Raw genomic sequence first — 24189 nt, 5'->3', positions numbered from 1 at the left:
GTTACTCCTTCCCTGGCCTGAAACCGATCTCCAGGGGCTGCTCCGGATTCCGGAACGCCCCGATGAAACTGTTCTTTCCAATACGGGCGCGGCCATCCAGCCGCGCGCCGGTCACCATGGCCGAACGCGCCCGCACCCGGTAATGCAGGGCCGTCTGTCCGCCCACCAGCTTCCGGCTCAGCCTCTGCATTACCGGGCTGAGAGTGCCACCCGGCAGAAGCGAGCGGAGCTGGGCTTCCTCCTCCGCATGGAAGGTGATCCGCACCCCGTGATCGGCGATCCATACCCGTGTTCCGAGCATGGCCTCCCCGAGCCGGGCATGCTGGCCACGGGGGCGTGACGCATCGGGCAGACGGGTCTGGTCCACGTCGGCCACATCAGCCCACTCGCCCTGCAGCGGCGTGACCGCCACCGGCATACCGCACAGATCCTCGAGGCAGTGCCGGAGCATACTGGCGGACCGGGGGCCACGCGCCAGGGCAGCCCCATAGTGGACGTCCAGATCCGTCTCCGCGCCCGTCATTGCCCCGAGGACGGTGGTGAACGCATCCGCTTCGGTGTGTTCCTGCTGCACAGCCGGCTGGGTCTTCTCCCAGCTGCGGTAGAGCAGGGACAGCAACCGATGGTTGAACATGTCCAGAAAGTCCCGCAGCGCGGGCGAACGGGACCGGACCTGCGCCAGCACCATCTCGGTGTAGTGGGAAGGCAGCGCGCCCCGGGCGCCGGTCAGGCCGAGGCTGTCCACGGTTAGTTCGCCCCGGGTAACCCCCTCTTCCAATTGCTCCTCATGCGCCGCCACCAGGTCCGAGCCCACGAAGCCCATGTGCTGGCTGGTGCGGAAACGGACCAGTTCCTGGCTCGGCCAGCCGTCATGCCCGACACGCCGGTACGGGGAACGACGCTCCAGAATCTGGCGCTGAAGGCGCCATACCGTGCGGAAGAAGTCCTGTTCACCGGCTACTGCTTCCACACTCATAGCAGCGTCTGCTCCCCGGCCCGGGCGGGCCAGACGTGGTAATCCTGGTTCTGGCCACTGAGCCGGACCCGCAGCCGGGTGAAACTGTTCAGCTGGGCAAAGTGGGCGAAGAACCGGTCCAGAACCGCGGCGAACAGATAGATGCTGGTCCCTGCGTAGCTCGGACGCGAGAAGGTGATCACCACGTCACTGCCCCGGCAGACGCCCCGTTGCACGCCAGTTCCGACCCGTGCCACCGAAGGCTTGATGGCGACGTCCTCGATGCCGTCAATCAGGGCCCGGGTTTCCGGTGTCTTGCGGAAGTCGTGAAGCTGGAGCACCGTGCGCAACCGCTCCAGTGCATCCGGCCCGTCGAAATGCGCCAGTGTCAGGTGCTGAACGAACTGCCAGCGACCGGCATTGCCCAACTCGGGGCGAACCGTTTCGGTCGGCGCCACAATCGCCTCTGCCCGCTCCACCCGGGATTCATCCACGGCCCGGAACCGGGGCGACCCACCGCCGAATGGCAGGCTGGCGGGCAGGTTACGATTGCAGCACCGGGCCCTAACGGCGAGTGTCTCATCGCGCGGCAATGACTCCCGGCCCTGCTCCACACAACGATGATCCACCAGGCTCAGCCAGGCCTCAGTTCCCGGTTCATTGCGGCCACCGGCCCATTCCGCCTGTTCACGGTGAAGGTGCCAGTAGACGTTCATCGTGTTCTGCCACTTGGGGTGGCCGCGGCCGTAATAGGGAGCCAGCTCACGCGCCTTTCCGTCACGCAGCAGGTCCACGCGTTCCAGGTCCACCACTTCGCTCACATCACTGTCGCCGTAGCGGGGTGCGAGGCGGTGGCGGTATTCCCCCTCATCAGAGCGCACCGGCTCAAGCCGATCACTGAACAGGTTTACCACCGGTGTGCACCAGAGCCTCATGTGGTCCGCCACAAACCGCTTTTCCTGTTCCTCGTTCCCTTCGCCCAGATAGAAATACAGGTCCACTTCCCGGGTCTCCGGCCACTGGCCAGCGAGCCCGTCCAGCTGGACGAACAGGAACTTTTCCGGGAACAGGAAATACTCGGTCAGCAGCCGGTACCCAGTGAACCCGCGCTGCCCCCAGGGCACCAGTGCTTCATCGTCGTCAAAACCAACAGGGCGCAGGGCGTCGCCCGGAAAGAAACGGACCTGGCGCTGGTCATCCACCGGCACCATGGCGCAGCCCAGGCCGGTGCGGTGGATCAGGTCGTAGAGTTCATGGCTCTGGTGCGACTGACCGTGCAGGTAGAATCGGAGCCACTGGGGATCAAGGTCCTGGAACGACGTCCGCGCCTGAAGACGAAGCCGGATGATACTGCGGGCCCCCGCCACCCGGGGATGACGTGGTGCCTCGAAGGGGCTGTTCTCGAAGGCGCCCCCGACTACGTCAATCGGCCCCACGGCCTGTTCGCCACGGCCTTCGAAACGGCATTTCGGGTGTTCCCTTGAAACCGTTTCGAAGGCCACGTCCTGTTCCAGCGGCGCAATGGACTTAAGCGCCGGGGCCGGTGTCATCTGCAGGATGCTCATGGACGGGATCGGCGCCTGGTAATCCGGGTACAGTGTGCCCATGAGCACATCCGCCAGCTCCGTGAAGTGGCCGTCCAGACGCTGCCGGATCTGCGCTGAAAGAAAGGCCACACCTTCCAGGAGCCGGGAAACATGCGGATCCTCAACCGACTCCTCGCTCATCCGCAGATGCCCGGCGACACGCGGATAGGCCTCGGCGAACTCGGCGCCCTGGCGCCGGAGATAGGCCAGTTCCCGGTTGTAGTACTGAAGCAGCTCGTCACCCATCACGCGCACTCCCTGAGCGTTACCGAGAGGTTCACCGGTTCCAGTTCCGAATCAAACGCCACGGGCTGCGGTACGGGCTCGACCAGCAGGATGCCCTCGATGCGCAGCCGAAGGTAGCGGTCCATGGGGGTCTCCGTATCCCGCATCACCACGTCGACCCGGGCCAGGCGGGGCTCAAACCGCCGGATCGTCCGCCTGACCTCCTCGCAGAGCCACTGCCGACCGTCCTCGGTGCTGAGTTCCATGACCGTGAAATCCGGCAGGCCGTAGCCCAGCACCGACTGGTCGAGTTCCGACCCGGCCGCCTCGCGCGGCAGCCAGCTGCGCCGGGCGTTCAACAGCCACTCCAGGTCCCGGCGCACGGATTGCCGGATCCGGGCCAGGCTCGGCCGGACCGCGCCGTCCTCCAGCAAGCGGTCGAGCAGACTCAGCTGCAGCCCATTGCGGGCATCAGACGGCTTCATGATCGGCCCCGGCCCGGCTCTGGCGTTCCAGCTCCACCCGACCTTCCAGAGGCACCGCCTCATCGCCGACCAACAGCAGCTTGAGCCCAAGGCCCGTCACAATCCCGGGAGCAGGTTCCACCCAGTCCGTCTCGCGGCCCAGTTTCTGCGCATCCGTTTGGCTGTTTGCATAGGTCAGCGGCAGCAGTACCTCGCCCTGACGCCCACTGGTCAGGGCCACACGGGCCCGTCGCCATACCCATTCCAGCGGGGAGGCCGGTGCCTCGAAGCGGATGCTCTCCAGCTCATCCCACTGCCAGAGGTAGAAATGGCCGTCTGTCCCCAGTGCCTCGAGATAACCGTTGAGGGTGTCGTCACAGTCGCGTACCGGGCCCGCCTGGTCGCCGCATTGGAAATGGACCGTCGAACGGGCCTCCTCCAGCGCCCTGGCGGCCTCGCTGGCCGCGTCCATGCCACCACTGCGGAGTTCCGCGTGGAGCTTGAGAAGCGCTTCCAGGGATTCGCCGGGCGTGGCCACAACGTCATCCGCAAGTTGGCCCTCGCGCAACGCGAGGCGTGCCTGCTGGGCCCGGAGCAACTGGCGCAGGTTGGCCGCTCCGGCCAGCCAGTCCGGGTGGTGGCGCGCCAGGTGCTCCAGCACCTGGTCGGCCCGCTCCAGGTCATTGGCGATGCACAGCAGCTCCACGAGACAGGCACGCCAGTCACTCGCCGAGGGCGCCTCGCGCAGGTGGGCCTGAATGGCTTCGATGGCCGGCGTCAGTTCACCGGTGGACAGGTACTGCCTGATGGGTTCCATATCCCTGTTCCTGTTCGTCCGTGCATTTCCGGGCCGCACGCCCGGGCATCAGTTCTGTATCGGCGTCAGTTCCGTGATCAGACGCATACTGGTTACCAGCTGGTCCAGCTGAAAGTGCGGCTGCAGCCGGATCACCGAGTCATACCGCCCGGGCTGACCCGGCCGGGGCCGCACCTTGACGCTGGCGCTGCGCAACGGAAAGCGGGCGCGCATATCATCAGAGGCGCCTTCCGTCGCCATGGTGTAGCGATGCAGCCAGCGCTGGAGCTGGGTCTCGCACTCCTCCGGGGAGCGGTAGCCACCCACGCGATCCCGCCCCATCACCTTCAGGTAGTGGGCGAACCGGGAAACACAGAGCGTGTAGTGCAGCATGGCGGCCAGCCGTGCGCTCACCTGGGCCTCACCCTGGTCATACTGCGCCGGCTCCTGGATCGACGGCACCGAATGCAGCACCAGCATCTCCGTATTCACCATCGGCAGCAGCGGGATGAACCCCTGGTCCGCCAGGATCCGTTCCATCCGGTCGCTGATCAGCCATTCCACCGGGCTCCGGGTCGGAAAGACCCGCCCCGCGGAGGACAGCGTCTGGATCGCCGGCAGATTATCCACCGCCCCATGCGCTACACGTCCTTCCCGGTAACCCCGGATCTGGGCGAACCAGCCCGAATGACAGAACGCCCGGATTGCCACGGTGCCCACGGCGAAACAGGCCGGTCCCCACAGGTAGTCCCTGTCCGGCGCGTCGCCCTGTTCACGGAACCGGAATGCTTCGGGCCCTGGCCCCGCGTCCGCATAGGGGCGCCGCATCAGCATTCGGGGCATGGCCAGCCCGAGGAAACGGGCATCCTCGCTGCGTCGCAGTGAACGCCAGCGCGCCAGCTCGGGCTGGTCAAAGTGGCTTTCAAGATCCATGACGCTCGCCAGTTCGGCAAACCGGTCCACGCCGAAAAAGCTCGGATCCGCATCCAGGATCAGCGGCGCGAAGGCGGCGGCCGCGACCCGGGCCAGTTCACCCAGCGTCTCCAGGTTCGCCTGGCCTCCCTTAACCCGATGACTCACGCTGTAGGCACCGAGGAGAAGCCCGAAGGGTTCACCGCCCGGACTGCCGAACTCCTCGGAATAGAGACGGGCGAACAGCTGGGACTGGTCGAACTCAATCGCTCGGGCGAGATCCCGACTCAACTCGCCCCATTCCAGGTCCAGCATCCGGATCCGAACCAGTCCTTCGGTATCGTCATGGGCGGCCTGTTCGGTGAGAAGCTGAACGCCCCGCCAGTTTGCCTCCAGCGCCTGGAACCCCGGATGATGCAGGACAGCGTTAACCTGCTCGTTGAGGCGCGCGTCAAGCTCCTCCAGCGCGCCCACCAGCAGTGCCGTCACCTGATCCCGATCCCAGTGGGTTCCCGGCGCCAGTACCGCAAGGCGTTCCACCAGCTCCGCCACCGTGGTCACCTCGGCAAGCGCTGTTGCCGTCATACCGACGTTGAACTCTGCACTACCCATGACACATCCCTGTCACGACTGTGTTACGCGGCAGCCTCAGCCGGCTTCCGGAATCTTCGCGACCATCCGCAGCGAGGTGGACAGTTCCTCCAGCTGCAGCCAGGGCCGTAGCCAGGCAACCGCGTTGTAGGAACCGGGCCGCCCCGGAATCTCACGCACTTCCACTTTCGCATCCGCCAGCGGATACCGAGCGCGGATGTCCTGGCCACCGCCCTCGGAACCGTTCACGTAGTTGAGGATCCAGCGGTTAAGCCAGTTCTCCACGTCCTCCGCTTCCATGAAGGAACCAATCTTGTCCCGTGCCATGACCTTCAGGTAGTGCGCGAAGCGCGAGGTCGCCATCAGGTACGGCAGGCGCGCGGAGATGGCCGCGTTGGCAGTGGCATCCGGGTTATCGTAGACCTTCGGCTTCTGGCAGGTCTGGGCCCCGAAGAACACGGCGTAGTCTGTGTTCTTGTAATGGCACAGCGGCAGGAAGCCGAGCTTGCTCAGTTCCGCCTCACGCCGGTCGGTGATGCCGATCTCGGTGGGGCATTTCAGGTCCGGATCGCCGTCATCACTCTGGAAGACATGGGTCGGCAGCCCTTCCACCTTGCCGCCGCCCTCGGCACCCCGGATGGCGGTGCAGAAGCCGTATTTCGCGAACGCCTGGGTCAGGCGGGTGCCCATGACGTAGGCCGCATTCATCCAGCAGTAGTCATTATGATCCGCCGCCATGGACATGCCGGACTCCGCGTCCATGTCGAACTCTTCGAAATTGAACGCTTCCACCGGCTGTGTGGTGGAGCCGTAGGGCAGGCGCGCCAGAACCCGCGGCATGGTCAGTGTCACAAACCGGGAATCGTCGCTCTCCCGGAAAGAACGCCACTTGGTGTACTCCACGGATTCGAACACTTTTTCGAGATCGCGGGGCTTGGTCAGCTCGGTCCAGTCATCAAACCCGAACAGACCCGGCCCGGAGGAGGCGATGAACGGGCAGAACCCGGAGGCCGCCACATTGGACATCAGGCTCAGGGTTTCCATGTCCGTGGGGTGGTTGCTGAACTCGTAGTCGCCGATCAGCGCGCCGTAGGGTTCGCCGCCGGGCGTGCCGAACTCGGATTCGTAGATCTTCTTGAAAGTCTGGCTCTGGTCGAACTCAACCGCCTTCGACAGATCCTTGTGCAGCTCCTTCTTGCTCACATTGAGCACCCGGATCTTGAGGCTGGAACTGGTTTCCGAGTTCATCACCAGGTGCTGGAGCCCGCGCCAGGAGCCTTCCAGTTTCTGGAATTCCTCGTTGTGCATGACCTCGGAGAGCTGGCTCGAGATCGCCTCGTCGATGGCGGCAATAGCCTGGTTGAAGGTGACGTTCAGGTTCTTGTTCCAGGTCACCGTGCCCTTCATGGCCTCATCGGTGAGCGTGCGGATCAGCTCCCGCGCACGGTCGCTTTCCGTCTGCTTGGTGGCCCCGATGGCCTGGTCCAGGAGACTCAGGCTTTCGCCTTCCCCGGCGACCGCTTCCTGGGTCTGTTCTTCAGCACTCATTCCGAATCCTCCCCTTCCCTGGTTCCCAGTTCGCTGTTCAGGCTGTTCAGGTCCTCGGAGTTGCTGAGAACCCGCTCCAGCAGTTCCTCGAGTTCCTCCGAACGATCCACCTTGGTCATCAGGTCGCGCAGCTTGTTGCGGGTTTCCATGAGCTCACGCAGCGGTTCGACCTGGTTGACGATGGCCTCGGGCTCGAAGTCTTCCATCCGGTTGAATTCGAGTTCCACCGCCATCTGCGAGTCATCATCAGAGAGCTTGTTGTCCACCTTCATCGCGAGTTTCGGGCTCATACGACGCATGACGTCGTCGAAGTTGTCCCGGTCAATCTGGATGAAGCGGCGGTCCTTGAGCGGCTTCAGATCGGTGTTGTTGTTACCCGAGAAGTCCCCCATGACGCCGACCACGAAGGGCAGCTCTTTCTTGACCATGGCGCCTTCAGTTTCGACGTCGTACGTGATGTGGACCCGCGGTTTGCGGACTCGTGAAAGTTTGTCGTGGACGCTTTCCATGTCGGTATCTCCTTGTCGTCCTTCTGGAATGTCAGCCCGACCTAGTCAGGCCCAATACGGCGTTCAGCCCTCCGCGTCCTGCAACGGTACCCCGGTCATCCTGGCGAAGCCGTCTCGGACGTTCTTGTCCTCTATCAACTCCTGCATCAGTTCCGGCAACGGCAGCTCGCTCCAGCGCACGGCCTGATCAATGGCGTAGGAAACAGGGGAATGGGGCTCAGTCTGGCGGAAGAAAGCGGCGAGTTCCCGCAACTGCTCCAACGCCCGCGCGCGACTGTCGATGGCAACCCGCACGGGGTCCTGTACCGATGTGGCGTGATCACGCCCGGCCTCCGCGTCCGGCATCGGCGCACCGTCATCACCCGTTTCAGAAGCCGCGACAGCCCACGCGCGCTCGAGACGCTCCCCGGCATAATGGGTAAAGATGCTCCGGCAGCGTTCCAGCGCGGAACGGATGTGGCTGGTGGGCTGCGGCTCACCTTCCATAACCCGGTCCATGGCCTCGCTCAGGGCAGTAAAGGCGGAGCATGCCCGCTCAATGGCGTCGGACAGCGCCTGCAGATCGCTCAGGGGCGTCTCCCGAACGGCCCTCGCCACATCCTCCTCCGAGGGCACGCCCGATGCGATCCGTTGCTGAGCTTTCTGTTCATCCAGGCGCGTCATCTCGGCCGCCTGCTCCAGCTGCCAGGCGGCGATCCACCCGGAGTCCGGATGTGCCAGCACCGGGGCCTCCAGAATCGGCTGTATCAGGGTGCCTTCAGCATCCCCGCCGTTGAGCCCAACCAGCGGTGCCATCCGTGTGGTCATGCCCTCTTCATCGGGCAGGGGGTGCAGCTGATCCCAGTGCTGTTCCAGCATGCGACGGGCGAGATCAAACCCGTGGGCCAGGCCCTCAAAGCCATGCTCCCGGCAAAGGGCCTCAACGTACCAGGCGACCAGCTCCAGGTCCTTGCTGCGCTCAGCCAGGAGCGCCGGAATACGCTCCGCCAGTTCCCGCCACTGGGTGGGGTCGCCCGTCTCGCCATCGATCTGGCGTTGACGTTCAAGAGCGCGGGCCTGACTGCGCAGGTCTTTCAGATGGAAATAGGGGGCGTCCGGGGCATCATCCTCACGGGTGTCATCACCGCAGGGCTGGGCCTCGGAAATCGGTTTCAGGAGTGCTTCGAAGTCGAAGAGAGGTGTTGCTGTGTCGTCCATAACCTGCACACACATTATCCCTGTGTCGTCTTTTGCGGCACCCGCACCGGAATTGTTGCATCCGGATCCCGCTCTTCCCTGATTGCGCGTGAATGGTAACCGCTCATTTCGGCTTTGACCAGAAGGCAGGTAATATTATCGCTGCATTTGTTAACCAGTGCCGAATACAGGATGGCATCGCTCGCATCCTGCAGACTGCTGTTGGCCAGAAAACCATGAAGCTCCTGGTCTTCAAACTCGTCACTGACCCCGTCGCTGCAAAGCATGAACAGATCCCCGGGGCGTGCCTGCCCCTCGGCCCGCTCCAGCTCGACACGCGGTTCAACACCGAGGGCCCGTGTCACCACGTGCGCCATGGGATGACCGCGGGCATTATCGGGGCTGAGCATACCCGCCCGGATCAGGTCATTGACCTGGCTGTGGTCCCTGGAGAGCTGCTCCAGATGCTGTGACCGCAGACGGTAACAGCGGCTGTCCCCAGCCCAGAGCACACGATACTGGCCATCGCGGATCTGCAGAGCGACCAGTGTGGCACCGAGTGTCCCGCCACCGAGCGCCTGGGCACCATAGTCGCGCACCGCCTCATTGGCGGCCTGAAGGGATTGTTCCAGGCGCTCAATGTCATAGGCGGCTGCTCCGTGGTACGCCAGATCGCGGCCGACGGTATCGCAGATGATGCGACTGGCCACATCCCCCGCACTGTGACCGCCCATCCCGTCCACGACCAGCCAGAGTCCGGCTTCGGGCCAGGCCCGCCAGGCGTCTTCGTTGTGTTCCCGGGTTCCTCCCTGGTGGGTGAACCCAACCGAGCTCAGTTCCATCACCTACTCCGCCACCACACCCTGTCGCCAGCCATGGTCACGCCACTGGCCGGCGATCATGGCCGCGAACTGACCCACCTGTGGCAGGCCCTCGGTCAGGAGCATGGCCGGCTCCACGAACGCGGAACCCTGGCTCCACCAGAGCATGGGGTTGCGTCCGGCTTCGAGCATGGCCGCGAGCCAGTCCGCCTCCCCGCATTCCGCCGTCATCATCAGATTGCCCTCGCCTTCCGGCCACCGGAGCCGCCTCACGCTCGGCTCCGGGGCACTGATGCCTGCGAGCACCCGGGCCCATTCCGTCTCAGCCCAGTTATCCTCGAGCACCGCCAGCACCGATTCCTCCATTGCACTGAACCATTCAGGCTGACGCCAGGCGTCGATAAGCGCTCCCTCGTGGACACCAGCCACAAGAAACGGAAAGTGGCGCCCGACCCTGTCCACCGAGGGGATCAGGGTTCCGATCATGCCGGTTTCCGCCACCGCCCCTGGAGCGGCGGCGAAGTGCCATATCGGGCAGGTGAGGTAGGCGTCCAGCCACCGCTCACCCAACTGTTCACGGCTGACCGCGAGTGCCGCCTGACACCATTCGAACCAGCGCTCGCGAAGCTCACCAGGCAAGCCCTGTATGATGAAGTCCCCGCGGCTGGGCACCTTGCCCATGTAACCCCATTCCATGATCGGTCTCCTAGAGCGTGGATGGCAGCCAGAACGGCTTGAACAGGCTTCGACTGAACGGATGGCGGACCGAGTCGGCGGTCAGCTCCAACTGGGCGTGGTAGCCCTCCATCTCGATGGTCACATCACGGCTCCGGCCATTGCCGTTCAGGGCACCGGCAGACTGGAGCAGACGGAACACGGACCAGTCCCCCTGATAACGCCTGCGCAGCGGGTCGACTGTGTCATCAGCGGGTTTCAGGGACAGGCCAGCCACGCTGCCATCCGCCTGCAGCGGCCACCGGAAATCCTGGCTGCGTTCCGGACCGTGCCGATAGACGAGGGACTGCTCTCCCAACCCCACGTCCAAGCGGGTAACCTCCGCATCCAACTGGGTAGGACGCAGACTGAACCCGACCTTGAGGCCGCCGCCATCGGGATCAAAGAAGGCGCTGCGAATGCGTTCGGCGTGCTCCAGAAGTCTGAGGGTGCGCGGCTGGATCTCGAGCTCGCCGGTCACCTCCCAGGGAGAACCCGAGCGATCAATCCGGCCGGCCAGGTGCTCTTCGACAAAGGCGTCCAGAGTCCCGCCGTAATCGAAGAAACGGATGAAGTCCTGAAGCGCGATCGACTCCGAGGCATCCAGATCAATGGGATACTGAGCGGAAATGGCCTCGCGGTATTCCTGATAGACCTCCGTCTGCCACAGCTCATTGAGATCCCGGGTCCGGGAGGCCCGATCAAGCCGCCGACCGTCCTGGAGGAACCCGCGGAACAGGGCGGCCAGAACATCCGACTCGGTTCCGTCCACGGTTTCATGGAGCGCGGATACCGCCTTGCGGAAATCAGCCCTGGCTGGTCCCGCATCCCCCTGCCCGAGATAGTCCGCAATAGTATCGGCGCTGTCGCGCAACGACTGGTAGGCATCCGAAGACACCTTGTGCAGGTCGCTGAAAGCATTGTCCACGGGCGTGGAAGGGGCTTCACCGTCATCACCGGCCTCCGGCATCAGACTGCTCAGACGCGGACCCCGGTTGCTGGCCCGGTCCGCCATGCGACCGGCCTGCTCAGAGGCGGCATCTGCCAGTTCACCCCCTTTCCCCTTGAGAACGGGTGCAAGCCGGGTATTGTGGGCCACCGCCTTCATCAGCCGCTCGACGGGCGCCTCCGGTCCCGCGAGGTCCGATGCGATGCGGGCACCCGCCGCTTTGTCCTCAAACGAGCGGATCCTCAGATCCATCAGAAGGTCCCGCCAGCGGTACACGTAGTCCCTGAAATAACGATCCCGAACGCCCTGTTTCAGGGCGGCCTCGTCGAGGTTGCGGAAGGGCGCGCTGTCCTCGCCATAAACCCAGGATTCCGCCAGCAGGCGCTCCGCGACCCGCTCCAGTTCAGGCCGGAAGAGCCCCTCAAACCCATTGCGGGTATAGAGCGCCGGAATGGCTTCATCCAGTGGCTTGCCCGAACGGCGCTCAAATACCCGATCCACGACCGACCCCAGAACCAGCGGTAACCGGAAATCCGGGAAACTTGATGCACGGGCACTCAGCCGTATCCGCTCATAGGCCCGTTCATCCACAGGCAGGCGGGCCAGTTGTTCCCTGGCTTTTTGCACCCGCCCAGCATCCAACGGCAGCCTGTGGCCCAGAGCGAGATAACGTTCCAGGTGTTCCTGAAGACGGGAACGGGTGCCCTCATTGATCCGGCCTGAAAGCTTCCGGTTCAGCCGGGTTTTAAACCATTCACGTATCTGTTCCGGATCGAGATGCTTGTGACGATTCAGCATCAGGTAGGTCTTGAGGGTCTCGTACAGATACTCGGTATTGTTCGAATGGTTCGCAAGCGCCTTTTCCAGAGCGTCCTTGAGATGAGCACTGAAATGATGCTGCAGCAACCGGCCATAGGCCCCCTCCCCCAGCTGACTGAGCCTCTCACCCTGATCAAGCCCGACATACCGGGGACCACCTTCGGGGAAGTCACTGCCGGCCACACCGGGCAGGGAGGCAGCCTGTGAGAGCAGCTGTTCCAGGCGAACCCAGTCCTCCGACCCCTCCTGGCTGGCTTTGGCCACCTCGTCCAGCCCGTGCTCATAGGTGGCGATCAGCTCCTTGTTCCACTGGTAACTGAACGCCCAGGCCACGCCGGTACCCGACAGCACCAGGGCCAGTCCCGCGATAACACCCCGCTGGAGCCAGCGCAGGCGCCAGCGAAGCTGACCGTCCGGGCGAACCAGGCCATGCTCGGAGAACACGATGCTGTCGAACAGACGACGGAGGAAAAAGCCCTGCTGCGAGGCGGTTACCGGCTCCGGTTCCACGCGGGATGGTGTGAGCCCGAACTCATCATCAACCAGCTGCGACACCCGGTCATACCCCTGCCCAGCCTGTTCCGCGGAGACCAGGTAGACCCCGCGCAGCAGTGCGGTGTCCTCATAGGCGGAAGGGCAGAAAACCTCGTTGATCAACGTCCACACTGGGGCACGCAGAAGCGCGACCTGTTTGGGGAAGTGATAGAGACGACGGGTCGCCTCAGTGGTGCGCTCCTGCTGGACCCGGTGGAGGGCGAAATGGCTCAGGCGCTCTATCAGCCCATCAAATGCCTCTTCGAACCGGGTAGCCAGAGCATCACTGTCGGTAACCGGGTCCAGCTCGAAGGTCATGCCCAGAACCTCTTCGCGCTCGGACTCCGTCAGCATGCCGAAGGTTTCCGTGAAACCCTCGAGCAGGTCCGTCTTGGTCAGGACCATATAGACCGGAAAGACCACACCCAGACGGTTCTTGAGTTCCTGGACCCGCTGCTTAAGCGCGCGGGCGTGGAGCGCCCGCTCGGTGGGCGTCTGTTCCAGAAGGTCGGCCACGCTGACCGAGAGAATGACCCCGTTGATCGGCTGGCGGGGGCGGTAGCGGCGAAGCAGCCCCAGAAACGACTCCCAGCCTCTGGCGTCCCGCCGGTCCGCGCTTTCCTGGGCGGTGTAACGCCCGGCGGTATCAATCACAACGGCGCGGTTCGTGAACCACCAGTCACAGTTTCGCGTGCCTCCGACACCCCGGACTGATTCCACGCCCATACGGTCCCGCAACGGGAAATCCAGCCCGGAATTGAGCAGGGCAGTGGATTTGCCGGAGCCAGGCACACCGATCAGGATGTACCAGGGCAGGTCGTACACCGAACGGAAACGCCCGGGGCGCCACCGCCGCACCAGTGCCAGGGCCTCCCGCAGCCGCTCGCGCTGCTCACCGACTTCTTCCTGCAGCTGGTCGTCGCCTTCATTGTCAGCGATCATCTCGCTGACCACCTTTTCGTTGTCCGCCCGCTGCCGGCGTGCGCGCCAGAGTGCAACCCCGAGCGCAGCAACCACCAGGGCCAACAGAAACACCAGCCGCGCAGCGACTGACGCCAACGGCGTCCAGCCCGCAATGGCCACCAGCGGCCCACCGAACCAGACCAGCAGAACAAGCGCCACCACCGCCAGGCCGATCAGAAAGCCCCGCAACGTGATCCACTTGCCGATAGAACGCATCCATGCCATCAAGCGCATACTTACCTACCTTGGTGTCAGGGTGATCACCACCCGTCGATTCCCTGCCCGGTCCTCGGGCGAATCATTACTGAACCTGGGTTCCGCCGCGCCCCGACCTTCGGGCCATAGCCGCCCCTCCAGCGACGCCCGCTCGCCCATAAAGTCCGAGACAGCCGTGGCGCGGGCCAGCGACAGGTGCCAGTTGGACGGGTACTGATCGCTGTTGATCGGGACATCGTCGGTATGACCCGTGACCTGGATCAGGCTTTCCGTACCCTCCAGGGTGCGGGCAATCTTGCCCAGCAACGGCTTACTGGATTCGCGGATGGCGGCGGAACCGGGCGCAAACAGCCCTTCATTGCCAAGAATCAGGCTGGCACTGTTGCCCTCTGACTCCAGCTGAACAAGGCCCCGTTCCATCTCGGTCCCCAACACCTGCCGCAGATACTCAGTATCCGGCCCCTTTCCCTGGGACTCACCGGGCGCCGGTGCCTCGGGAACGCCGATACCGGCAAGCTGCTCCACAACCGGTTGCGCGTGCTGCCCCAGGACATGGCTCAGCCCCAGATAGGTGATCAGCAGCACACCACCGGCAATGGCTCCCAGTGACCAGAGCGGTACCCGGTGAACCGGATTGGTCCCGGTAAAAACGCGTTTCTCCCATTCGGTGTCAAACGGCTGACCCTGGGCCTCATTCTCACGGGTGATTTCCCGGTACAGACCATTGCGCAGGACTTCCAGCTGTTCCGAACCACGCTCCTCCACCCGGAACCGACCCCGGAACCCCAGTGCCAGGCACAGGTACTGGAGGCGCAGCAGTGGCCGGTTGCCCTCGCGCCTCGCCCGGTCCACACGCTCGAAGAAATGCGTCCCTGCCCAGGTCTGGGAATGGAACTCCGAGAGCAGCGAACTGGCCGCCCAGTCGCTGGCCTGCCCCCAGTCACTGTGCAGCACCAGCTCATCGATCAGCGCACACAGGCAGTAGGACGCGGTATCCACCGTGTCCGACGTGACATCATGGCCGGCAAGCGCCTGCTGGTACTCGGCAACCAGCCCCGTGCACTGGCGTTTGAGTGCGGCCACATCCGCCACACCGGAGGCCCGCCCCAGCCGGTCAGCCAGCGACAGAAGGCGGGAAGCTTCATCGCAGACGGGATCCAGCCGGGTTGAAGGCAGGCGCAGGTCGGAGGATTCCGGCGCGGGCCTGGGAGCCGCCACCCGGGTTCCGTCCCCGTCACCGCCCGGCTGGGGTTGGCTCCTTGCCCCGGGGCGGGGTTTTACAACGGTCTGATCCGTCATGACCCTGTTTCCTCAATCCGTGACTAGCGGCGTATGGCCCAGAGTTCCAGTTCCAGGCCCGGATAATTACCGGAGACGTGCACCGCCAGGCCACCACTGTGCTGCAGCTGGCGCCAGCGCTCACCGCCACTCTCCAGCATGAAATAGTGATAGCCCGCGTGGTACGGGATCTGGCGTGGCGCCACCGGCAGAGCACTGACGGGAATACCGGGGAGATGGCTGTTCACCAGTTCGCGGATATGCTCCACGGGCCCGAGCTTGATCTGGGCAGGCAGACGCCGCCGCACTTCCTCCGTGCTGAGGTCCGTGCGAACCGCCAATACCAACTGGGCGCTTTCCAGAAGCGACTTGTCGTTCAGCGGCGCGACCCGGATGCCGTAATCCGCCTCCTCGAGCTTGAGCGCCACCGCGGTCTCTTCCAGCACGGTGCTCAGGGACTGGCTGAGCACCGCCCCCAGATCACCAAAGGTCTCAGTGAGGGATTCATGATGGTAGCGCGGCAGTTCCGGGGGCCGTTTTTCGTTGCGGGTGAAGGTCGAGAGCTCTCCCGCCAGGGTAACCAGCGTGCGGTAGAGTTCCTCCGGATGAACACCGGGGCTTTCGGCACAGTGCTCCAGTGCGGGCTGCCAGCGGTTCAGGGTCTGCAGCATCATGATGTCGAAAAGGGTCTTTGACTGCTGGTTACCCTTCTGCATGCGACCAGCCAGCGCATCGCCTCGCTGGCGGATCATGGCGAGGGTTTCATTGAGCAGCGAAGTGAGCGCTGGTATGCGACCAACGTCCAGACAGGGCGGAATGAAGTGGCGGTCCAGGCGAACCTCTTTCTCGTTGGCCACTTCAATGATCCGGGCCACGGGAATCGCCACATAGCCTGCCATGTCTTCACGCCCCAGCCGCAGGCACGGGTTGAGGCGGGCGAGCCCCACCGTTTCCGGCTCATGCTCGGCAAGCGCCTCATCGGTGAGGGCGGCATCCCTGATTACAAAGCGGGCGACCGCCCCCTCGCCCTCTCCGGCGATGTTGGTGCCACTCTGGCGCTCGCTCGGCAGCGCCAGGTAAACCACCTCATCGCGGGCGTCCGCGGGCACCTCAAGGACCAGCCCGGCGTTGTCATCCAGACTGAAGGGCATCCCGTCCGGGAACACCCCGCTGGCGCTGACCACACCCAGCTGCCCCAGGTTCAGTTGCTGCTCATCCAGGCTCAGTTCGCTCACACCGTACCCATACGGCGCCATGTGAAAGTGGCGGAGCCGGGCCGCGTGGTAGAGAAAGCGATCCTGCTGCTGGAAGTGCTGGGGCCGGAGGAGCATGCCCTCCGACCAGGCCACTCTGGCCATTGCATCCGTCATGGTTACTCCGTTCAGTCGTCCCTGTCCCTGATCTCGACTCCGTCCACCCGGAGATCAATCCCGGGTACGAAGAAGATCCCGTCCGTTGGCCGGGTCACGCGCCAGCGGGCATCGTCAATATTGCGAAAAGCGGCGGTTACGCCCAGATATCGGGTTCCCTCCTGCAGCGCCCTCTCGGTTTGCCAGCTCCCACCCGGGCGCAGCATGGTTTCCTCCATCCCCACCAGGTCCTCGCCAAGAGCAGCCTCCGGATCGTCATGCAGAGCATCAAACCCTGCATCCTGGAAGGCGTCCCGGCTCCTGAGCTCATAGACACGAAGCAGCACTGGGGAGGGCCGCTCTCCGGAATCCGGATTGACCGACTCCCCGGCTGTCACACGCACATCCGCCACTGGATGGAAAAAGGCGCATCCACCCAGCATCAGAACCATCGCCAGAATCAAGCCTGAACGCATTATCGATTCCCTTCCGCTTCCTGTTCCCGAATAGCGGCCTCGTAGGCCTCGGCAAACACCGGGCTACGCATCATGCGCTCGGTGTCACCCCATTCCTCGCGTTGCCAGTCACGCCTGGCCATCAGCTCCCCATAGGCCCGGGCACGGCTTACCAGGTCCCATTTCGGCGGGCGTGTCGCGGCGGGCTCCTCGGTCCCGTCCGCCAGCAGTTCCCCGACCACGGCCTCGACGCCCCTGAGCATGGCCCGGTCATGCCCCCGTATGTCGGAGAACGCATCCTCAACCGCGCGCTGTGACGGCATGAAGGCTGCACTGCGACGCACAAGCAACGCCTCAACAGCATCCTCGGGGCTTGCGGAGAACTTCAGGGGATTGTTTTCGCGGCGCTCGAAGAGGGTCTGCTCGACGCGCAGGGACTGTTTCTCACGGGCACGCTGACGCAGCAGCGTCATCAGTTGATCCAGCAGAAGCCGGGTCAGTCCACCCAGCTCCCGCTGAACTTCGTCGGAAAGCGTCTGTCCCGCCATGGATTCCATTCCCAGCGCCTCGAGGAAAGGGCGGAGGTCACCCTGGGGCTCATCGCTTTCGCGGCCGTCGCTCTGCGGGGCAGTGGCACCGTCCTGCCACTGCCAGTCCGAGGGGATTGAAACATCGGGCAGCGTGACATGACTGTCCATGGGGTCTGAGGCGTCTTCGAGATCCGCCATCGGGTTGGAAATGGAGGCGCTGTCCGGAGCCGGTGTCGGTACCGATTCCGGCACGGGGCTTGCCACCGCTGCTGGTTCCGGGGCTACAGCCGGGCGTTCAACCGCCACGCTGATCTCATAATCCCCGAGGGTCATGCAGTCCCCGTCACTCAGGGCGGTCTCCCCGTCCTGACCCAGCGGACTTTCCGAATGATTGAGGAACAGACCGTTGGTGGAGCAGTCGCGCAGGTGAAAGGCTCCGTCACGGAAGACAATTTCCCCGTGAACGGACGACACGACGCGTTCAGGATCCGGCAGGTGCCAGTCGCAGTCTTCGGAACGCCCGAAGGTGTACCGTCGCTCAGCGCCAAAGCGGCACTGGCTGGTAACGGTCGGCGAGAGTCGCTGGTAGCTCGTTATGGCAAGTGCCAATTCCATTGGCCCCTCCTGTCCCTGGACCCGGTTCCCCGGGGTCATCCTGATGTTCTTCCCTGCGTCCGCCCCTGATCGTCTGCTGCCGTTCAGCATTCAGGCACGATTACGATGCGAACAGCGCGAATGCTATTGAGTCCCCATAAGGCTGTCAATGCCCTGCATCACACCTTAATACTTCCGCATTGACCGCGTAAGTCGCCCTTGGCTAGACTCCTCCGCGCTACTGCAAGGAAAGGGATTCCGGCATGGACGCAACACGGATTCAGCCCCACACGGACAAAATCGGGGCGGACAACCATACCCTCACAGGCACTCCCGAGCGCCACCCGCGGCTGAACCAGCGCCTCAAGGACCGCTACCGGATCGAGGCACTGATCGCCTCGGGCGGCATGAGTGATGTTTACCGGGCCGTGGACGAAAACCTTGAACGGGCCGGTTCCAATGACTGCCAGGTGGCGGTCAAGATCCTTCGCCAGGCCCTGACACACGACCCCGACGCCGTATCGATGCTGGCCCGGGAAGCCGCCCGCTCCATGCGTCTGGCCCACCCCAACATCATCCGGGTCAAGGACCTCGAGCAGGACGGCGAGACCTGGTTCATCGTGATGGAACTTCTGGAAGGAGAACCACTTTCCCGCCTCATCCAGCGCCACCGGCCGAGAGGGCTGCCCTGGAAAGGCTGTCGCTGGATCATCCGCCAGGTTCAGGATGCGCTCCGCTACTCCCATGACCAGGGCATTGTCCATGCCGACCTCAAACCCTCCAACGTCTTCCTGACGCGGGACGGTCAGGTGAAGCTGCTGGATTTCGGGGTGGCCCGCGCCCTCAAGCCCCAGCGCCAGATGGAGGATTACCTCGCGCCACGCCAGCAGGACGAGACCCGGATGTTCGGCTACACCCCGGCCTACGCCTCGCCCTCCCTGATGGCCGGCAACGAGCCCACGGCCCGGGATGACCTGTACGCGCTGGCCTGCATCACCTACGAACTGGTTAGCACCCGCCACCCGTTTGACCGGCGGGAACTGACCGACGCCGAAAGGGCCGATTACCCCCTTAAGCGCCCCAGACACCTCCCCAGGCGCGTCTGGCGCGTTATCCGGCCCCTGCTGCGCCAGAGCAACCCGGACTCAAGCATGGCCACCTGGGCACGCGCGGTCAGCCCCCCGCGCTGGCGGGTCCCCGTGGCCGCGGCCACCGGCGGACTTCTGGCCAGCCTGACCCTGGCCGGCGCCCAGGCCGGCCTGGGCATGGGCGCCGACAAGAATCTGTCCTTCGAGGACCGTCTCGAGGACCTGGGGTTGCTGTCTGACGAAACCGGGGCCCGCCAGGTCCTGACCACCCTTCCCGCGCTTCCGGAACTGGCACGCCATGCCGTGCTGAGGCAACGCGAACCCATGCTGAGCCACTACTACACCCGGGCCATCGAGCAGGGGACCCAAGCCCTTCAGGAGGGCGAACTTGAACGGATTCCGGAAACGCTCGACACGGTTGCAAAAGCCGAACAGCATTACCCGAATCACGCCACCATCACCGAGTACCGCGAGCAGTTCCTGCAGCGTCGCGCCTCACTGGTGAACGCCCTGCAGGACCAGTGGCGCCAACAACTGGCCCGGGGTGACTTCATGGCAGGGGACACGCTCCAATCCCTGACAGACCTTCATGACCGCCTTGCCCTGCTGGCAGCGGAAATCCCGGAACCGGGTCCGGACATCAGGGGGAACTATCGAGCCGCGCTTGAGCGGACCATGGCGCAACACGACACGTCCGGGCTCGCGAACCTGGTGGCGATGGGCGACAGGGTATTCCGGAAGGATCAGAATCTTGCGGCCCTCCTGGCCTGGGCCCGTGTGCAGGCTGGTCTATTGCCGGGCAAGACGGCCCCGGAGGCTGCCACGCGGGCGCCGGAACAGCAATTGAAGAGGCTGGAAGAAGCGATTGCTGAGGCCGGGAGCGTCGCGGAACTGGATGCTGTCTTCAAGCAAGTACAGGCCCTGTCCGGTGATACAGAGAACACAGCCGGATTGCGTGAATTGCGCCAGAGCCTAGCGAACCGCTACATGCAGCAGGCACGGGAAAGACTGGATGAGCGGCGGCTGGAATCAGCCGGCCCCCTTCTGGAGCGGGCGACCAACCTGGCGCGGCAGGCCCAGGCATCGCCCTGAATCCCGCGCCTCAGCCGTGTTTCTGCTTCATACTTTCCAGCAGATCCACGTACTGCTGCATGGCATCCTCGGAGCCGGTGCCCTTGAGCTTTTCCCAGGCGCTGTACTTGGCCCGGCCCACCTGATCCAGCATGCCGGGCTTCTTGCCCTTCACATCGCCTTCGGTGGCCTGCTTGTACAGTGCATAGAACTGGAGCTTGAGGTCATTGGAGGGTTTGAAGTCCCCCTCCGCGGTCTGGACGTAGTTGACGGCTTCGTCGAACTGCTGTTTCAGGTCACTCATGCGCTACCTCTTTGTTATCGGTCGTTTTCCCGGAAATTACCAGAAAAACCCATGAATGACACTGGCCGTTACTCCCGCACCTGTGTGCTGGTGGTGGAACCGGGATCGTAGGTACGGTTCTGGAATCCGGGGTACTGGACCTGCGGCGGCGTTGCGGGTCTGTCCATGATGGGCCCGATCAACTGCTCCCACTGGCGTTCCAGCTGGCTCCGCTCCAGATTCAGGGCCCGGCGCAGATCATCACTCAGGTACACAGGCTCCACCAGGACCTCCGTATCCGGGCCTACCAGGCCAGCGGAGGGCGGCCCCAAGGCACCCCGGATGGTGGTGTCCCCCAGCTGTTCCTCGCCCACCGGTGTGAACTGGATGCTTTCAGGAGTCGAGCGCTCACGCGGGGTAGCCAGGGTGCTTTCACCATCCTCGGCAGCCTCCTGTGCCCAAAGCGCACCTGTAAACGCCATCATGAGGCCGCTGAGCCAGTAAACGTGACTGCGGTGTTGGGCCGGCATACCGGATGCTCCCTATCCAGCGGATTCAGAGCCCCATGATACCGCGCCTGCGGTCAGAAAATCGCCAACACGCTCGCATTCCCGGCATTCAGGGATAATCAATCGCCGTGATGATCCACAGCCGTTCGCCGTCGCTGGTGTTCTGCACTACTTCGTCATCCAGGCGTTTCCGCAACATGGCCCTGGCAAAGGGCGCATCCACGCTCAGCAGCCCCTGGCTCACATCGAACTCATCAGGCCCGACCAGACGGTAGCGTACCTCCTCGCCCGTTTCGTCGTCCTCCAGCGTGACCCAGGCACCGAAGAAGACACGGCTGGTGTCATGGGGAGACTCCCGCACCACCGTCAGCTCGTCCAGGCGTTTGCTGAGAAAGCGCACCCGGCTGTCGATTTCGCGCAGCTGCTTTTTGCCGTAGATGTACTCGGCATTCTCGGAACGGTCCCCCTGAGCGGCCGCCTCCTTGACGGCCTGAGTCACCGCCGGGCGTTTCTCTTTCCAGAGATAGCGCAGCTCCTCTCGCAGGGCCCTTTCGCCCTCGGGTGTGATGTAAAGGGAACCGCGTTCGCGCGGTGGCCGGTAACGCCCCATGACTCCTCCCGTGGATTACTGGTCCATAATGGCGGTTGTTAGGTTGTGCACTCTAATCATTCGCAGTAGTCTTCCGCCAGACTGAAGCAGGAACCCAATCAGAGGTGATTCCCATGGATACCAAGAAACTGACAGCAGTGGCGCTGAACGGCCTTGATCGTGTCGGCTATGAACTCGAAAACTTCGGCATCACCAACCGGGTCAACCGTCATACCCTGGCGGCCCTGATGATGGCTGAAAAGAACCGGTTCGAGGGGGAAATGGACAGCCTGAACGCCCGCACGGCACGCTACCGGGCGATCGCCGAGAATGCGGCCGAACTGGCGTTCCGCCCGGCTCGCGCCGCGACCGAAACAGTCCGCGGCCTGATCAGTGGCAAGAGCGCCTGACCCCGTCAAGCCCCTGTTACTGCTCCCGTTCGCCACTGTCCCCGGACGGTGGCTGAGCCGGGAGATAGAGCGTGACCTTGAGCCCCGGCCTTTCGGCACCGGGCTCGGCATCCGACAGGCCAATATGGCCCTCGTGCAGCTCCACCACGGCACTCACCAGACTGAGCCCGAGTCCGTTACCGGGCTGTGACCGGCTCTTGCCCACCCGGTAGAAGCGACCAAAGATGTTCTCCTTTTCGTGGTCCGGCACGCCATCGCCGCTATCCGCCACCTCCAGGACCGCCTGACCGCCTTCACGCCGCACCGCCACCCCGATACGCCCCCCTTCGTCGGTGTACTTGATGGCGTTGTCGATCAGGTTGCTGACCGCCTGGAACAGAAGGTCCCGGTCGCCAAGCAGCGACACCTCCTCCCCGACCTCATAGTCAAGAACCTGGTCTTTCTCCTCGGCCAGTGCCTCGTAGAGTTCAACCGCATCCGTTACCAGTGTGCCCAGCTCCAGCGGCTCGCTCTGCAGCGTCTTGCCACCGGTCTCCAGCCGCGCAATGCGCAGCAGGGCGTTGAAGGTCCCGAGCAGCTGGTCCGCTTCGGCCACGGCCTCGCCCACCTGGTCCTGGACATCGGGGTCCTTGAGATTGATCAGGGTATTCTCGAGCTGACTCCGGAGCCGGGTCAGTGGTGTCCGCAGGTCGTGGGCAATGCTGTCTGATACATGCCGGATGCCTTCCATCAGGTACTCGATGCGGTCGAGCATCTGGTTGAGATTGTCCGCCAGCTGGTCAAAATCGTCCTGAGTCCCGCGCGTGGGCACACGCTGGGAAAGATCGCCGTGCATGATCCGGTAGGCGGTCTGGTTGATCACCTCGATCCGCCGCGTGGTGCTCCGGCTCATGAGGAAACCGCCGATCAGCGCCAGACCCAGGGAAATCCCCATTCCCCAGTTCATGGCCGTCTCGATCAGGCTTTTAACACGGGTGAGTTCGCTGATGTCCTGCCCCACGAGCAGGCGCAGTCCGCCCTGGACCTCGAACACCCGCGCCCTGGCCCGTCGCTCTTCATCCTCATAGCCCATGGACTCATCCAGGGTGAAGTCGATCCAGCCGTTGTCCGTGCGTGCGCTCTCCGGCCACTTGGGCAGGTTGCCGGCAAGCTTGAGATAGTCCTCGGTGGCAAAAAGGTACAGGGACTGGCCGTCCGGATCGCGTGCCACCCGTTCCCGTACCACGTTCATCAGGCCATTGATGCCCCGTGACCGGTACTGCTCCGCCAGACCAGCGATTTCCGCCTCAATGGTCTGGTCGGTCTGCTCCATCATGAACCCGGCAGTGCGCCAGTAGATGAACGCCAGCAGTATGAACACGGAGGTGGCGAACACCACCATGTAGAGCATCGCGACCTGGAACGTGGAGGTTCGGAGCTGGCTAAGTATCGTCACGAAGCATGTACCCGGCGCCACGGATGGTCTGCAGCAACGGTTTCTCGAACCCCTTGTCGATCTTGGAACGCAGGCGGCTGATGTGCACATCAATGACGTTGGTCTGCGGGTCGAAGTGGTAGTCCCAGACCTTCTCCAGCAGCATGGTGCGGGTCACCACCTGATCGGCATGGCGCATCAGGTATTCCAGCAGCCGGAACTCGCGGGGCTGGACGTCGATCTTCATGCCATTGCGTTTGACGGTCCTGGCCAGCAGGTCCATCTCCAGGTCCGCCACTTTCAGCACCGTTTCGGTCTCGCCACCGCTGCGGGCCCGCCGCGCGAGCACATCCAGCCGAGCCAGCAGCTCAGTGAAGGAGAACGGCTTGGTGAGGTAGTCATCACCGCCTCCGCGCAGTCCTTCCACCCGGGCGTCCACATCACCCAGCGCGCTCAGGATCAGCACCGGGGTCTGGTTGCCGGTGGCACGGATGGTCTTGATGATGTTGAGGCCATCCATTCCCGGCAGCATCCGGTCGATGATCATCACGTCGTAGTCCCCCGACGCTGCCATGGTCATGCCTTCCTTGCCGTCGGTGGCATGGTCGACCACATAGTCGCTCTCACGGAGCCCCTTGTTCAGATAATCCGCCACATCCTGATCGTCTTCAATCACCAGTACACGCACCCCGAAATCCCCCTTTTCAAAAGGCTATGAAAAACATTAACAGATCGCCTGCAGGTTACGGGCGAGGTACCTTACCGGCAAAGTTACCATGTTTTAAGGCTGATAGGCCCCAAACAGAAAGGCCGCTCCCGGAGGAGCGGCCTTTCTCAACAG

The 24189-nt window shown here is 63.7% G+C and carries 22 protein-coding genes; 2 read left to right on the top strand and 20 right to left on the bottom strand.

Annotation, left to right across the window (positions count from 1 at the left end; all coding sequences use genetic code 11):
- Position 1: 1 nt before the first annotated feature.
- From tssG to tagH, 15 genes are all read right to left on the bottom strand, one after another.
- Positions 2-976 (bottom strand): type VI secretion system baseplate subunit TssG, encoded by a 975-nt coding sequence (gene tssG / locus QZ501_RS00955; RefSeq protein WP_295716509.1) that lies wholly within the window; start codon positions 974-976, stop codon positions 2-4.
- A complete protein-coding gene (gene tssF / locus QZ501_RS00950) occupies positions 973-2787 on the bottom strand; it encodes a type VI secretion system baseplate subunit TssF (protein ID WP_295716508.1) in 1815 nt (604 codons plus the stop codon). The genes tssG and tssF overlap by 4 nt, the downstream gene beginning before the upstream one ends.
- Positions 2787-3251 carry a type VI secretion system baseplate subunit TssE gene (tssE, locus tag QZ501_RS00945; protein WP_151440059.1) on the bottom strand — a complete coding sequence of 155 codons (465 nt, stop codon included), beginning with the start codon at positions 3249-3251 and terminating at the stop codon, positions 2787-2789. Before tssE ends, tssF begins: the two co-directional genes overlap by 1 nt.
- Complete coding sequence (locus QZ501_RS00940) at positions 3238-4047, bottom strand: type VI secretion system accessory protein TagJ (protein ID WP_151440060.1); 810 nt, start codon at positions 4045-4047, stop codon at positions 3238-3240. Before QZ501_RS00940 ends, tssE begins: the two co-directional genes overlap by 14 nt.
- Positions 4048-4095: 48 nt before the next feature.
- Positions 4096-5550 (bottom strand): type VI secretion system contractile sheath large subunit, encoded by a 1455-nt coding sequence (gene tssC / locus QZ501_RS00935; protein ID WP_295716505.1) that lies wholly within the window; start codon positions 5548-5550, stop codon positions 4096-4098.
- 36 nt (positions 5551-5586) lie between these two features.
- Positions 5587-7077: a type VI secretion system contractile sheath large subunit gene (gene tssC / locus QZ501_RS00930; RefSeq protein ID WP_295716503.1), complete on the bottom strand. Its 1491-nt coding sequence runs from the start codon at positions 7075-7077 to the stop codon at positions 5587-5589.
- Positions 7074-7586, bottom strand: a complete 513-nt coding sequence (gene tssB / locus QZ501_RS00925; protein ID WP_151440063.1) for a type VI secretion system contractile sheath small subunit — start codon at positions 7584-7586, stop codon at positions 7074-7076. Before tssB ends, tssC (QZ501_RS00930) begins: the two co-directional genes overlap by 4 nt.
- Positions 7587-7649: 63 nt before the next feature.
- Complete coding sequence (tssA, locus tag QZ501_RS00920) at positions 7650-8783, bottom strand: type VI secretion system protein TssA (RefSeq protein ID WP_192497288.1); 1134 nt, start codon at positions 8781-8783, stop codon at positions 7650-7652.
- 14 nt (positions 8784-8797) lie between these two features.
- A complete protein-coding gene (locus tag QZ501_RS00915; protein ID WP_295716498.1) occupies positions 8798-9604 on the bottom strand; it encodes a PP2C family serine/threonine-protein phosphatase in 807 nt (268 codons plus the stop codon).
- Between the two features lie 3 nt (positions 9605-9607).
- Complete coding sequence (gene tagF / locus QZ501_RS00910; protein WP_160898245.1) at positions 9608-10279, bottom strand: type VI secretion system-associated protein TagF; 672 nt, start codon at positions 10277-10279, stop codon at positions 9608-9610.
- Between the two features lie 10 nt (positions 10280-10289).
- Positions 10290-13787, bottom strand: a complete 3498-nt coding sequence (tssM, locus tag QZ501_RS00905; protein ID WP_295716495.1) for a type VI secretion system membrane subunit TssM — start codon at positions 13785-13787, stop codon at positions 10290-10292.
- Positions 13788-13802: 15 nt separating this feature from the next.
- Positions 13803-15077, bottom strand: a complete 1275-nt coding sequence (gene icmH, locus QZ501_RS00900) for a type IVB secretion system protein IcmH/DotU (protein ID WP_295716493.1) — start codon at positions 15075-15077, stop codon at positions 13803-13805.
- Between the two features lie 23 nt (positions 15078-15100).
- A complete protein-coding gene (gene tssK, locus QZ501_RS00895; RefSeq protein ID WP_151440069.1) occupies positions 15101-16426 on the bottom strand; it encodes a type VI secretion system baseplate subunit TssK in 1326 nt (441 codons plus the stop codon).
- 11 nt (positions 16427-16437) lie between these two features.
- On the bottom strand, positions 16438-16881 hold the full coding sequence (tssJ, locus tag QZ501_RS00890) for a type VI secretion system lipoprotein TssJ (protein ID WP_295716490.1): 444 nt from the start codon (positions 16879-16881) through the stop codon (positions 16438-16440).
- The gene (tagH, locus tag QZ501_RS00885) at positions 16881-18005 is read right to left on the bottom strand and encodes a type VI secretion system-associated FHA domain protein TagH (RefSeq protein WP_295716488.1); all 1125 of its coding nucleotides are present in this window, start codon (positions 18003-18005) and stop codon (positions 16881-16883) included. Before tagH ends, tssJ begins: the two co-directional genes overlap by 1 nt.
- Before the next feature lie 242 nt (positions 18006-18247).
- Between tagH and QZ501_RS00880 the strand changes: the two genes are divergently transcribed.
- Positions 18248-20164: a serine/threonine-protein kinase gene (locus QZ501_RS00880; protein WP_295716486.1), complete on the top strand. Its 1917-nt coding sequence runs from the start codon at positions 18248-18250 to the stop codon at positions 20162-20164.
- Positions 20165-20174: 10 nt separating this feature from the next.
- Here the strand turns inward: QZ501_RS00880 and QZ501_RS00875 are convergent, their stop codons facing one another.
- The 3 genes from QZ501_RS00875 to greB form a co-directional block, all read right to left on the bottom strand.
- Positions 20175-20447: an acyl-CoA-binding protein gene (locus QZ501_RS00875; protein ID WP_151440073.1), complete on the bottom strand. Its 273-nt coding sequence runs from the start codon at positions 20445-20447 to the stop codon at positions 20175-20177.
- A 68-nt stretch (positions 20448-20515) separates the two neighbouring features.
- Positions 20516-20956, bottom strand: a complete 441-nt coding sequence (locus QZ501_RS00870; protein ID WP_151440074.1) for a hypothetical protein — start codon at positions 20954-20956, stop codon at positions 20516-20518.
- A gap of 88 nt (positions 20957-21044) precedes the next feature.
- Complete coding sequence (gene greB / locus QZ501_RS00865) at positions 21045-21545, bottom strand: transcription elongation factor GreB (protein WP_151440075.1); 501 nt, start codon at positions 21543-21545, stop codon at positions 21045-21047.
- 113 nt (positions 21546-21658) lie between these two features.
- On the opposite strand from greB, the gene QZ501_RS00860 reads away from it, so the two are divergent.
- Positions 21659-21934, top strand: coding sequence for a hypothetical protein (locus QZ501_RS00860; RefSeq protein WP_095616226.1), 276 nt, complete (start codon positions 21659-21661; stop codon positions 21932-21934).
- Positions 21935-21950: 16 nt separating this feature from the next.
- Here the strand turns inward: QZ501_RS00860 and QZ501_RS00855 are convergent, their stop codons facing one another.
- Together QZ501_RS00855 and QZ501_RS00850 are read right to left on the bottom strand one after the other, a co-directional pair.
- Positions 21951-23369: a HAMP domain-containing sensor histidine kinase gene (locus tag QZ501_RS00855; protein WP_151440076.1), complete on the bottom strand. Its 1419-nt coding sequence runs from the start codon at positions 23367-23369 to the stop codon at positions 21951-21953.
- A complete protein-coding gene (locus tag QZ501_RS00850) occupies positions 23356-24036 on the bottom strand; it encodes a response regulator transcription factor (RefSeq protein WP_295716483.1) in 681 nt (226 codons plus the stop codon). Before QZ501_RS00850 ends, QZ501_RS00855 begins: the two co-directional genes overlap by 14 nt.
- Between the last annotated feature and the right edge of the window lie 153 nt (positions 24037-24189).

The sequence above is a fragment of the uncultured Halovibrio sp. genome (genome assembly GCF_913056445.1).
Taxonomy (GTDB): Bacteria; Pseudomonadota; Gammaproteobacteria; order Pseudomonadales; family Oleiphilaceae; genus Halospina; species Halospina utahensis_B.
Note: the sequence above shows the minus strand (reverse complement) of the source record. Positions and strands in the feature narration are given on the sequence as shown.